Source organism: Cnuella takakiae, assembly GCF_001953305.1.
In the GTDB taxonomy this organism is placed as follows: domain Bacteria; phylum Bacteroidota; class Bacteroidia; order Chitinophagales; family Chitinophagaceae; genus Flavisolibacter; species Flavisolibacter takakiae.
Genome location: NZ_MTFE01000010.1, coordinates 1237794 through 1250127, shown reverse-complemented (window position 1 = coordinate 1250127; position 12334 = coordinate 1237794). Strand labels below are relative to the sequence as shown.

The following is a 12334-nucleotide window of genomic DNA, read 5'->3' as shown; positions in this document are numbered from 1 at the left end:
GTCTTTCCCGTCTTTCCCGTCTTTCCCGTCTTTCCCGTCTTTCCCGTCTTTCCCGTCTTTCAACTACTTTTGCCGCCAAGAAAAACCATCATCATGATCATCAACCTGAGCAGGGAACACTCGCTGGTAAGCAACTGGGTAGCGGAATTGAGGGATGTAACAGTGCAGGGCGACCGCATGCGGTTTCGCCGCAACCTGGAGCGCATCGGTGAAATTGCCGCCTACGAAATCAGCAAGCGCCTGCCCAGCGAAGAGCGTGAGATCCAAACACCCATGGGTACCGCCACCCAAACCATGCTGAGCGAGCAGCCCGTGCTGGCCACCATCCTCCGCGCCGGCCTGCCCCTCCACCAGGGACTGCTCAACTATTTCGACAAAGCCGATTGCTCCTTTATTTCGGCCTACCGCAAGCACGACGCCAACGGCGACTTCGAGATCGCCATTGAATACCTCTCTTCTCCCGAGATCGAGAACCGCATCCTGATTGTGTCCGATCCCATGCTGGCAACCGGCGCCTCGCTTGCCAAAAGCGTGAAATACCTCCAAGAAGAAGGCGACCCCAAAAGCATCCACATCGTGTGCGCCATCGCCTGCTCCGTGGGTATCGAATATGTGCGCCGCGAAGTGCCCCTGGCTACCATCTGGTGTGGCGCCATCGACGACGAACTGACCGCAAAAGGTTATATCGTTCCGGGACTGGGTGATGCGGGCGACCTGGCTTTCGGCGCTAAAATGCAGTCATAGGCCGATTTTTTTATGTATGTATGGGCCAATTTTCCTTAATTTGATGGTCCATAACGCTTATGCGAAAATGAGAAAAATCCTATCCAGTCTCCTATTGTGCGTTTTGGGTGTTGCCGCTAAAGCACAGGACCCCAACTTCTCGCAATTCTTTGCCTCTCCCCTTACCCTTAATCCTGCCCTCACCGGTAAGTTTAATGGCGATATGCGCGTTGCCGGTAATTATCGCAACCAGTGGCCTACCATCAACAATGCGTTTACCACCTATACTATTTCCGCCGATGCGGGCATCCTGAAAAACAGTATACCGGAGATCGACCAGTTTGGCGTTGGCATGCTGGCTTTCAGCGACCGTAGTGGCAACGGCATTTTACAAAACAACTACCTGGGTGTTTCCACGGCCTACCATAAGGGCCTGGATGAAAACGGCATGCACCAGATCGGTGTGGGCTTCCAGGGCACCTTTGTAAACAAGCGGCTGGATGTTACCAGCCTCAAATTTGAAGACCAGCTGACCTCCTTAGGTTTTACCGGTGTTACCAACGAGGTTTTTTCGGCACAGCAGATCAATGTAAAATACGTGGATGTAAACGCCGGTTTGTTGTACACGGGTTCGTTTAACGGCGAGAACAACCTGTATGCGGGTGTTTCCATGTACCATATCAACCGGCCCAAGGAATCCTTCCGCGGCGGCGACTTTTTGCTGCAGCCCCGCGTAACCTTCCAGGCAGGTTTTACACAGCCCCTGAGCGATGGACTGAACGCCCTGCACCTCAGTGCCAACTACAGCCGCCAGGCCAATGCTACCAATACTGTATTAGGCGGCGCTTATATGCTCAACCTCAACGCAGATGCCTCTTCGCCCACCAACCTCTATGCAGGCATGTGGTACCGCGTGAACGATGCGTTCATTCCTTATATCGGGCTTGAGTTTGGCGAGTTTCATTTCGGCGCCACTTACGATGTCAACACTTCCAAGCTGCGGCCAGCCTCCAACATGCGCGGCGGTACCGAGATCTCGTTGATCTATACCCGCCAGCACCGCGACCCCAATGCGAAGAAGCTGTATTGTCCGAAGTTCTAAAGAGACGGAAAAGACAGTAAAGACGGGAAAGAATAGTCGGAAGTTGGAAAAGACAGGAAAGTCAGTAAAGACGTTTTCGATAGCATAAAGAACCCGCCAGGATAGTTACTTAAAGTACTACCTTGGCGGGTTTTCTTATTCTTTCCCGTCTCTCCCGTCTCTCCCGTCTCTCCCGTCTTTCCCGTCTTCCAACTTTACTGACTTTACCGACTTCCCCTCCTACTTCACCACCAACGGCAGCACGTACCAGCAAAACAGGGTAATGAGTACCACCGAAATGATATTCATCACCAGCCCCACGCGGGTCATTTGGTGCAGCTTGATATAGCCACTGGAAAATACAATGGCATTGGGCGGCGTACCCATGGGCAGCATGGAGGCGCAGGAGGCAGCCAGCGTCATGGGAATACCCAGCAGGTAAGGATTCATGTGTAAAGCTTCGGCAAGCGCTGTTACCACGGGGGCAAACACAATCACCTGGGCCACGTTGCTCATGATCTCGCTCAAGAAGAGGGAGATCAGTGTTACCAGGAAAAGCAGGAGGAAAGCATTGCCGCCAAAGCCCGCAAACCAGGTACCCAGTTGCTGTACCAGCCCCGCTTTTTCCAGCGCTGCCGCCAGTGCGATGCCGCCACCAAACAAGAGCAGGATACCCCAGGCCATATGCTTCGTGTCGCTCCACTCCAGCAGGGGCTTGCCTTTGCCCGAGGGCAGGGCAAAAAGCAGCAGGGCACCAAATACCGCGATTATATTGTCATCCAGCTTTACCACCTTAAGGGCGTTGATCAGGTCGCGGGTGATCCACAGCAGGGCCGTGACCAGGAAGACTGCCAGCACCCGCTTTTCGGCTGCAGAGAGCTTACCCAGCTTGCGCAGTTCCGCATCGATCACCGCCCGGGTGTCGGCATTGGCCTTCATGTGGTTGGGATACAGCCATTTTACCATTACCCAGTACAACAACAAAAGCAGCAGGATGGAAAGCGGCATACAAACCAGCAGCCAGTCGATAAACTGCGGGCCGGTACCGTATTTCTTTTCCATATAAGCGGCGTATGCCACGTTGGGCGGCGTGCCGATGAGGGTAGCAATGCCCCCGAAATTGGAAGCAAAAGCAATGGACAGCATCAGCGTGAGTGCGAAATTGTCCATACGCCCTTCGGGCTTGCGTTCATCCAGCACCTGTATCACCGACAGGGCAATGGGAAACATCATCATGGTAGTGGCGGTATTGCTCAACCACATAGATATCAGCCCGGTAGCCAGTATAAAACCCAGCACAATGCGGTTGCCGCTGGTGCCGGTAATGCGTACGATGTTGAGTGCGATGCGCCGGTGGAGGTTCCATTTTTCAATGGCCAGCCCAATCATAAAACCACCCATGAAGAGGAAGATAACCGGGTTGGCAAAGGATGCCGCCGTAGTATCGATGGGCGCAATGCCAAATAAGGGAAACAACACCAGCGGCATCAGGGCCACCGCCGCCATGGGTAGCGCTTCGGTTAGCCAGAGTGTGATCATAAAGGCGCCTACCGACAGCACCTTGCCGGCAGCGACCGATACATTGAAAGGATTCCAGAAATACAGGATACAGGCAATCAAAAGGGCAGCAGCCATGCCCAGGTGTTCTTTCCAGTTATACATGCAAGCAGTTTGGCAATAAAACCTTGTAAGATAATACGCCGCCACACACAACAACACAGATCAGGCACTAAATAAATATTGCAACAATCACTTGCATGCAAACAGCTTTTTAGATTAAATTGTAATATGTTTGAAATAGGGCGCCCCGTTCCAACCTAGCAAATCCTTACTCTTTCAACATTTCCAGGAACAAGTTTGCTTGCTTTTCTGCAACAGCAATCCATCCGGTCTTATCCTTTTGTGTACGTGCAGGTATTGCTGCCTGCAGCAGGGCATTGCTGTGCTTATAGAATAACCTACCCTTTGAAGTTTCATACCCCATGGAGCAACAGCGTTATTCTTTTACCCAAATACTACGATGTATGAGCAAAGCCCTTTACCTACTATTGCTTACAGCTTTCTTTTTACTGGCAGGAACTGCCCGACAGGCTGCAGCACAGCAAATGAAACCGGTTTTCAACCAAACGGCCGTGAAAAAGAAGTTTGGTGAACTGCAAACCAACCGCCGGATGGCGGCGGCAGATACGGTGCGCAAAATGCCGCCTTATAAAATTGAATTGCGCAAGCGGCGCAACTTCCTGCAGCAGGTGCAGGCACAACAACGGGTGAACCCCAATGCCGCCGATGAAAATGATAACGAAACCCAATCGGCTGTTAGCAGCATTGACCGGAAACCCGGAGTTTGGTCAAATTTCCTTGCTACAACTTCTGACGAATTTCCCTTTATTACGCCACCCGATCCTAACGGGGATGTAAGCAGTAAACAGGTGGTGGTAGCTACCAATTCCTTGATCAAAGTTTTCAAAAAGAAAGGCGTTACGGAAGCGCCCACTACTACCCCCATCGGAGGAAGCCTGAAGGTAGCATCATCGGAAATCTCCGTTTTACTCGATGACCTGTTCAGCCCGGTACTGCGCAGCGGCAGCTTTGCATCCGATCCGCATGTGCGGTACGACCGTTTGAGCAAACGCTGGTTTTTTGTTGCCATCGAGGTCAACTGGCAATTTGCAGATAACTATGTGCTGATGGCGGTAACCGACAGCGAACTGATCAACGAAAACACCGGTATTTATTACTACGCCTTTCCCATCAGGCTTGTTATCCCGCAAGGCGGTTCCGTTCCCATCAACCCGTTCCTCGACTATCCCACACTGGGTGTTGACCGCAATGCGGTAGCTGTTGGCGGGGTGAGCTTTTTCCCCAGTGTTTTTGGCGGTACCGACTCCATACATATGGTTGGTCTTTTTGCCGATAAAAAGCGGATGTTGAATGGCAATTTATTGATTTATGGCTTGAAGCTGGGCCGGCTCACCAATACGGTGGCTGAGGGGATGTATGTACCACAAGGGGTTCAAAACGATGACCCCGAAGCCAATAAAAGCTTTTTTGTGGGTATGGGTATGAACTGGGATGAAATGGAACTGGCTTCCCTTACATTCAATAATGCTACGGGCACGCCTGTTGGCCTTTCCAAACACACCCTTAAGATTGATCCTTATTATTTCCCGAGAGACGTTACCGCACCGGGCAGCCCCATGGTGATTGATCCGCTGGATACACGCCTGCTGGCCGCCGGTATCAGCAAAAACAAGCTGACAGGCAAAAGCGCCTTGTGGACCACCCACGCCGTTGGATTGAACCGGGAAGGCGGCACCGCCGAAGGGCCTGATTTCACCACCACGGCACGCACATCGGCACGCTGGTACGAAGTAGGCGACATTTACAGCACACCCAAAATCAAACAGCTGGGGAACGTATTTGATCCTTCCAAAAAAACAGGCGCCCGCGCCATCAGCTATTTCAATCCCAGTGTAATAGCCAACGGCCAGGGCTATGTTGCCCTTTCGGGCACTACATCGGCATACAACAAGCACCTCAACGTGTTTGTTGCCGACAGGTTTAACGACGAGCCCGCAGGCATCCTCAGCATACCCAAGACCGTTACCAACGCCCGCTCCATCTATGCCTTTGCCTTCCAGAGGGGCAATTACCTGGGTCGCTGGGGCGACTATAGCCAAACCGTAGTGGACCCTGACGACAACCAGACGATCTGGACCTTCCAGGAATATGCCAACTGGGACGACACCTATGGCACACAGGCCATCCAGATAAAAGCGCCCCCGCCGGCCACGCCCCTGCCCCTGGGTACCCTCAGCAACAGGCGGGATACGGTAATCACCATCAAGGCCATGTCGGTAGACCATTCGGGCTTTTTCGATCCGGGCAACGACAAAGGGGGGCCGGGCTTCAACAGGTTAACGGTAAAAAGCACCAATGGCATCATTGCTTCCAATGTACAGTTCCGGAATGCTACCGAAATAAGGGTAAAGCTCAATACCCGAAATAAGCCCGCAGGCACTTACCCGCTGGTGATCACCAACCCCGATGGGCAGATCGTAACCACTACATTCGAAATTGCCGTACCCACAACCACCAGCCGTATTGCACCCAGGGACTTTACCGAAACCACGCAGTCCATGCGGGTATTGCCCAACCCAACCCCGGGCGAGTTCAGGTTGCAGTTCAGCAGCGCCGAACCATTTGCGGGTCGTGTAATCCTGCTGGATCTTACCGGCAAAAAGCTGTCGGAGCAAAAGTTCAGCATCAACAAGGGCGCCAACGACCTGGGCCTTACGCTGGGCAGCTTTACAAAGGGCACCTATATCGCCGCCGTTTATGACGACAACCAAAGGCTGGTAGGCTCACAAATCGTAGTAAAACAATAAACTTCCTGTTTATATTGGCAATACACCTGGAGGCAATGCCTTCAGGTGTATTGTTTTTTACCACTTACATAAGGGCTGCCTTTAAGGAAGAAACGGTAGGGCAACAGGGCATCTTCGCCGGCATAATCCACGCCAATGCGCGGACCAACGGCTACCGCATCATCTGCCACCCTATAACCATCATCGGCAATAAACAGGTCTTCGCTTTGCAGCGAAACGCCGCACTGGGATGTATGAAAACCCATGGCCTTGCCCACATTGCCGGGACCGCGGGTAAGGGTGTGATCAAGCTTCTTTTTACCGGTACGCTCCAGCATGATATCGATGCCTGTTAATGGCTCCAGGGCACGGATCAATACCGCATGCGGAATGCTTTCCCTGTTGGTTACAATATTGAACATCTGGTGGAGCCCATAACAGAGGTACACATAGGCCGTTCCCCCATTTTCAAACATCACGGTAGTGCGGGGTGTTCGGCCCCGGTAGGCATGCGAGGCCCGGTCCAGTTCACCTGCATAGGCTTCGGTCTCCACAATCCGGCCTGCGGTAAACCGCCCCTGCCATCCGGTAACCAGCACCTTGCCCAGCAGCTCACGGGCCACCAGTACCACATCGGGGCGCAGGTAAAATGCAGGCGGCAGTTTCCGCCACGAAGCCATGCTATGTTCCAGGTCATCCATCATCAGGAGGTTGCAAAATAAGGACCGTTGTGGTAGCCAGGGAAGGGCTCCACAAGGATTGACCCGGTCTGTGGACGATGGTCCATGGTCCATGGTCCATGGACGATAGGCATCGAATACTAACGCCGTCCGTCGTCATACATTCCTTACTTGCAGCTTGTAGCTAACAGCCTGCAGCTTTCTTACCCCCCTCCGATGTAGTTGCAATACCACTTAGCTCCTTTTCGTTTTGCGATATATTTACCCATCAAATCCACCGCTTGCTCAAAGAAATTGTCATCGCTTTTCAGTCTTACGGACAGGCACACCGCTTTATCCGCGAACACCGCCTCTGGAAGTGGATCCTTATCCCGGGTATCCTGTACATGCTCCTGTTTGTAACGGGCATGTACTTCTTCTGGCAGTCGTCGAACGATGCGGTGAGCTGGCTGAGCCAGAATATCTGGGAGCGCTGGCTGAAAAAGGAGAACAGCGAGATCCTGAGTTTCCTGTTTGTGATGGCCGGACTGATATTGCGGCTGGTATTGCTCTTGTTTTATTTCTCGTTGTTCAAATTCCTGTTCCTGATTGTGGGCTCGCCCCTTTTTGCCTACCTCAGCGAGAAAACAGAAAGTATACTGGAAGGGAAGGATTATCCTTTTTCCTGGAAGCAACTGCTCATCGACATCTGGCGGGGCACCCGCATCGCCCTGCGCAATGCTTTGTGGCAAACGGTATATACAGTTTCCCTGCTGTTGTTGTCGCTTATTCCCATTGTGGGCTGGATCACGCCGGTGATCGCCCTGTCGCTCGAATGTTTTTATTACGGCTTTTCCATGCTCGACTACAGCTGCGAAAGGGCCCGCCTCACCCCAGCCCAAAGCATCGACTTTATTACCCGCCACCGCGGGCTGGCCATTGGCAACGGCTTCTTGTTTTACCTGATGCATGCCGTTCCATTTGCAGGCTGGGTGCTGGCACCTGCTTACGCGGTGGTAGCAGCCACCATGAGCGTGTACCGCATCAAACAAAGCGGGGCGTAGGATTTGGGATGAGCGATTTTGGATTTCGGGTTTACCTAAAACAAGATTGAACTACGGAGACAGGGAGCACGGGTAAATACCGTATTTGTTGTAACGGTATTTGTTTCCCGACCTTTGCCCTTTTAGCAACAGGCGAAGATTTTTTCCGAAATCCGACATCGCACATCCCAAATCTCATCATGCCCGCAACAGTTTACCTTATTCCCACCGTGCTGCACGAAGGCCAGACAGCCCCTTTGCCCGCTTATATTCTCGATGCCGTAAAGGCATGCAGCCATTTTTTTGTGGAGCAGGAGCGCACCGCCCGCCGTTTCCTGAAACTGCTGTGGAAGGAAATGGTGATCGATGACTACCAGTGGTACAATATGCAGGAGGTGACACCCGAACTGCGCAATTCCTTTGTGCAGGCGCTCAGGGCCAACAAAACCATCGGCATCATCAGCGAAGCAGGCTGCCCCGGCATAGCTGACCCCGGGCAGGTGCTGGTACAAATAGCACAGGAACAGGGCGCCATCGTAAAACCACTGGTTGGCCCCAGCTCCATCCTCCTGGCTCTGATGGGCAGTGGCATGAATGGCCAGCGTTTCCAGTTTGTAGGCTACCTGCCCATTGAAGCAAGCGCCCGCCTGCAGGCCATCAAAGCTTTGGAAGCAGAGTCGCGGCAAAAGGACTGTACCCAGATCTTTATTGAAACCCCCTACCGCAACAACCCTTTGCTGGAAACCCTCACCAAAACCTGCCAGCCCCAAACCCGCATCTGCGTGGCGGTAGACCTGACGGCACCTACCGAAAGCATTATTACCCTGGCAGCAAAGGACTGGAAACAAAAAAAGCCGGAGCTGCACAAGCGCCCGGCTATCTTCTTATTACATGCGGGGAAATAGATCTTCCATCTCTTTAATAGATGGAAGATCTGGAATCAAACCTATCAGGTTCTTAAAACCTTCAAGGTTTGTTCAAAGGAAGTTCCTGTTCAAAAGAAACCTATAAGGTTTTTAAAACCTTATAGGTTTGTCCACCTGCCTACCGCCCCAAAGTCCGCATGTTGATCACGCTGTCAACAATATACCGCGAATGCCCGCGCCAGGGCAGGGTACCCATGTATTCTTTGTAGTGTAGCTCAAACTCCTTACCGCTGTTCAGCATCAGCTGGTTGGCAATACGTTCGTTGGCTACCGAAAAGTCGAACTCGTAGCTCTGTACCGAACCCGGTGTTCTGCTCCGGATACCGCTTTGAATGAGCTTGCCTTCGTATGTTTTGAACACATATCCCTTCTTGACCAAAAAGTTCAGCTCGCCGGCCTTTACGCCTTCGCCAAAAACATAGAAATAGCGCCAGTAAAAGAAAATGAGCAGGATCAGCAGGAGCACCACCATGAAGATGGAGAAAAACTTGCGCACACCGGAGCGACGGGGATAGTTGGGAGCAATGGTTTCAGTCATGGAAAGGTTTTGAAAATTATGGGGTGTAGCTGCACACAACCTTACGGTAAAGGCAACTGCACCGACGGTGGTACTAATATAGGCTCATAAGGAGCTACTGCAAACTACACACCATAAAGTTCAGGACTCCTTTACAGGCCGTATTTGTCTACCAGGTACACAAGGGCCGCCATATTGAGGGCACCCAGGTCCAGCTCGCGTTTGTTCACGGCTTCAAACACATCGTTGCGTGCATGGTGCAGGTCGAAGTAACGCTGCGAGTCGGGAACCAGCCCTGCCAGCGGCGTACCCATCAGCCGGTTGAGGGGGGCAATATCGGTACCGCCACCGCCCTGCGCCAGCTCGCCGCCGCCATAAGGGGCCAGCAGGGGTGCCCAGGATTGGATCTTGTTCCATTTATCGGCACCCACGGTAAAGCCAAAACCACGGGGTGTAAAGCCTCCTGCATCGCTTTCCAGCGCCAGCACATGCTTTTCGCCTTTTGCTTTTGCTTCTTCGGCATATTTGGCACCGCCACGGGCACCATTTTCCTCGTTGGCAAACAACACAAAACGGATGGTGCGTTTGGGCTGGTAACCCAAAGCCTTAAACGCCCGCAGCACTTCGATGGTTTGCACACAACCGGTGCCATCGTCGTGGGCGCCTTCGCAGTTGTCCCAGCTGTCGAGGTGGCCGCCCAGGGTAATGATCTGGTCGGGGTACTGGCTGCCGCGCAGTTCGCCAATTACGTTGTGGCCGATGGTATCGGGCAGGAAATATCCTTTCGTATGCACAGTTACGTTAGCCTTACCCTTGCGTGCCAGGCTGTCCAGCAAGTCGGCGTCCTGCAGGCCGATGGCCAGCGCAGGGATTTTGGCGTAAGCCTCATTATAAGTAGTGGAACCGGTATGCGGGTGGTTGTTGGTGCCGTGCGACATGCTGCGCACAATGGCCGCCACTGCACCGTATTGAGCAGCACGGGTTGGCCCTTCACGGCGGTACTTCGATGCATCGCCATAAGCCTGGAAGGTGCGCACCATCTTGCGGTTGAAGGGATAGGTATAGAAAACGATCTTTCCTTTCAGCTGGTCTTTTTTGGCTTCCAACTCTTCAAAGTTGGCGATGGCCACCACTTCGGCGGTGATGGGTTTGGCGCTGCCAATGGTATTGCCGAGGGCCACCACATCCAGTTGCTTCCTGGTTTTACCGGCTGTTACCCAGGCCTGGTCTTTTCCGCCACGCACCCAATGGGGCACCATACATTCCTGCATATAAGCTTTTTGGGGCCCGGCAGCCTGCATGGCCTTCAGGCCCCACTGCTCGGCCTGCACCATCTGTGGCGAGCCGGCAAGACGGCCACCGATCTTTTTGGTGAGGTAGCGGAGGTTTTCGTAGGCGCCGCTGTTTTCCAGCACTTCATCGGCCAGGCGGCGTAAAAACAAGGTATCATCCTGCTGGGCAAATGCGGCAGCAGGCAGGGCCGCAATGGCCAGCGCGAGTAAAGCTTTCTTCATGTGAACGAGTTGGCAGCTAAAATAAGTAATCCCGGCCGTACAATAATTTAACAGCTTAGGTGTAAAGGGGCCGTACTTTTGCACAAACCGGATGAGAAGTGGGGAGAATGAGTAAGGAGTGATGAGTAATGAATAATGAGTGAGGAGTTAAAGATGATTGCTGGCAAGCAGCTGTTATATATAAGCACAGTTTCATGCTATATTTTTTATACCAGCAATTCATCAAACACCAATACCCAATCATTCACTAATCAATTATCATTACTTACTGATCCTTAGTCACTCATCACTCATCACTGATCACTCATTATCATTACCCATCCTACTATGCGCATCGGAATAGTTTGTTATCCCACCTTCGGCGGCAGCGGCGTGCTGGCAACCGAACTGGGCAAGGCACTGGCCAATAAAGGACACCAGGTACACTTTATTACTTACCAGCAGCCTGTGCGGCTCAACATGTTTGTCCCCAACATCTTCTACCACGAGGTGCAGGTGCCTACCTATCCCCTGTTCGATTACCCGCCTTATGAAACGGCACTGGCCAGTACCCTGGTGGATGTGATCAAGAACAACCACCTGCAGTTGCTCCATGTACACTACGCCATTCCGCATGCATCGGCGGCCTATATGGCCAAGCAGATACTGGCACAGGACGGCATCGATATACCCGTAGTAACAACCCTGCATGGTACCGATATTACCCTGGTGGGCAAGGACAAAACCTATGCTCCGGTGGTAGCTTTCTCCATCAACCAGAGCGATGCCATCACGGCCGTTTCGCAGAACCTTTGCCAGGAGACCTATAACACGTTTAAGATCCATAAATCCATAGAGGTGATCCACAACTTCGTGGACGTGGAGCGCTTTTCACGCAAACCCATTGATGCCTTTAAAAAAGTGATCGCACCCAATGGCGAGCGGATATTGCTGCATGCTTCCAATTTCCGCAAGGTGAAAAGGGTGCAGGACGTGGTGCTCATTTTTAATGAAGTAAACAAACGCATACCCAGCAAACTGCTCTTTGTAGGCGATGGCCCCGAGCGTGCCGTTGCCGAAGACCTGAGCCGCCGCCTCGGTATTTGCGATGATATCCGTTTTGTGGGCAAACAGGAGCAGATGGAAGACATCCTGGCCATAGCCGACCTGTTCCTGCTCACTTCCGAATACGAAAGCTTTGGCCTGGCGGCACTGGAAGCCATGGCTGCCGGTGTGCCCGTGGTAAGCACCAATGCAGGCGGTCTGCCCGAAGTGATTGTAGAAGGCGTTACCGGCTATATGGGTAATGTAGGTGATGTAGACAGCATGAGCGAAAAAGCCATTTCCATCCTGCAGGATGATGCCACACTCGAAACTTTCCGCAAGGGTGCATCGGCACACGCCAAGCAGTTTGACATCCATAATATCGTACCGCTGTACGAGGAGTTGTATGAGAAGTTTTTGGTGAAGGCTGCGGTTTGAGTTTGGAGTTAAGGGTTTGGAGTTTGGGGTTGTGATTTATAAA

Annotated in this window: 10 protein-coding genes; 6 read left to right on the top strand and 4 right to left on the bottom strand. The window is 52.5% G+C overall.

The features are described from left to right. Both upp and BUE76_RS05790 read left to right on the top strand, forming a co-directional pair. On the top strand, positions 1–744 hold a 744-nt coding region (gene upp, locus BUE76_RS05795), incomplete at its 5' end, for a uracil phosphoribosyltransferase (RefSeq protein ID WP_317043375.1). Positions 745–811: 67 nt separating this feature from the next. Beyond that, positions 812–1825, top strand: coding sequence for a PorP/SprF family type IX secretion system membrane protein (locus BUE76_RS05790; protein WP_073048647.1), 1014 nt, complete (start codon positions 812–814; stop codon positions 1823–1825). Between the two features lie 219 nt (positions 1826–2044). Here BUE76_RS05790 and BUE76_RS05785 read toward each other — a convergent pair whose 3' ends face one another. Next, complete coding sequence (locus BUE76_RS05785; RefSeq protein ID WP_073048645.1) at positions 2045–3466, bottom strand: SLC13 family permease; 1422 nt, start codon at positions 3464–3466, stop codon at positions 2045–2047. Between the two features lie 362 nt (positions 3467–3828). Here BUE76_RS05785 and BUE76_RS05780 point away from each other — a divergent pair, with 362 nt between their 5' ends. Next, positions 3829–6192, top strand: a complete 2364-nt coding sequence (locus tag BUE76_RS05780; protein WP_073048643.1) for a T9SS type A sorting domain-containing protein — start codon at positions 3829–3831, stop codon at positions 6190–6192. Between the two features lie 41 nt (positions 6193–6233). Here BUE76_RS05780 and BUE76_RS05775 read toward each other — a convergent pair whose 3' ends face one another. Beyond that, positions 6234–6872 (bottom strand): DNA-3-methyladenine glycosylase, encoded by a 639-nt coding sequence (locus BUE76_RS05775; RefSeq protein WP_216820629.1) that lies wholly within the window; start codon positions 6870–6872, stop codon positions 6234–6236. A 260-nt stretch (positions 6873–7132) separates the two neighbouring features. Between BUE76_RS05775 and BUE76_RS05770 the strand changes: the two genes are divergently transcribed. Both BUE76_RS05770 and BUE76_RS05765 read left to right on the top strand, forming a co-directional pair. Further along, complete coding sequence (locus tag BUE76_RS05770) at positions 7133–7894, top strand: EI24 domain-containing protein (protein WP_073048641.1); 762 nt, start codon at positions 7133–7135, stop codon at positions 7892–7894. Positions 7895–8073: 179 nt separating this feature from the next. After that, the gene (locus BUE76_RS05765; protein WP_073048639.1) at positions 8074–8778 is read left to right on the top strand and encodes an SAM-dependent methyltransferase; all 705 of its coding nucleotides are present in this window, start codon (positions 8074–8076) and stop codon (positions 8776–8778) included. Between the two features lie 139 nt (positions 8779–8917). Here the strand turns inward: BUE76_RS05765 and BUE76_RS05760 are convergent, their stop codons facing one another. Together BUE76_RS05760 and BUE76_RS05755 are read right to left on the bottom strand one after the other, a co-directional pair. Further along, complete coding sequence (locus tag BUE76_RS05760) at positions 8918–9337, bottom strand: hypothetical protein (protein WP_245798435.1); 420 nt, start codon at positions 9335–9337, stop codon at positions 8918–8920. Between the two features lie 131 nt (positions 9338–9468). Further along, positions 9469–10830: a M20/M25/M40 family metallo-hydrolase gene (locus BUE76_RS05755; RefSeq protein WP_073048637.1), complete on the bottom strand. Its 1362-nt coding sequence runs from the start codon at positions 10828–10830 to the stop codon at positions 9469–9471. A gap of 327 nt (positions 10831–11157) precedes the next feature. Here BUE76_RS05755 and bshA point away from each other — a divergent pair, with 327 nt between their 5' ends. Beyond that, entirely contained in the window at positions 11158–12291 is a 1134-nt protein-coding gene (gene bshA, locus BUE76_RS05750) for an N-acetyl-alpha-D-glucosaminyl L-malate synthase BshA (RefSeq protein ID WP_073048635.1), read from the top strand. Positions 12292–12334 lie beyond the last annotated feature (43 nt).

Coding starts and splice junctions, on each gene's coding strand:
- BUE76_RS05775 (WP_216820629.1), bottom strand. CDS start 6,872: ATGGATGACCTGGAACATAGCATGGCTTCGTGGCGGAAACTGCCGCCT.
- BUE76_RS05760 (WP_245798435.1), bottom strand. CDS start 9,337: ATGACTGAAACCATTGCTCCCAACTATCCCCGTCGCTCCGGTGTGCGC.
- BUE76_RS05785 (WP_073048645.1), bottom strand. CDS start 3,466: ATGTATAACTGGAAAGAACACCTGGGCATGGCTGCTGCCCTTTTGATT.
- bshA (WP_073048635.1), top strand. CDS start 11,158: ATGCGCATCGGAATAGTTTGTTATCCCACCTTCGGCGGCAGCGGCGTG.
- BUE76_RS05790 (WP_073048647.1), top strand. CDS start 812: ATGAGAAAAATCCTATCCAGTCTCCTATTGTGCGTTTTGGGTGTTGCC.
- BUE76_RS05780 (WP_073048643.1), top strand. CDS start 3,829: ATGAGCAAAGCCCTTTACCTACTATTGCTTACAGCTTTCTTTTTACTG.
- BUE76_RS05755 (WP_073048637.1), bottom strand. CDS start 10,830: ATGAAGAAAGCTTTACTCGCGCTGGCCATTGCGGCCCTGCCTGCTGCC.
- BUE76_RS05765 (WP_073048639.1), top strand. CDS start 8,074: ATGCCCGCAACAGTTTACCTTATTCCCACCGTGCTGCACGAAGGCCAG.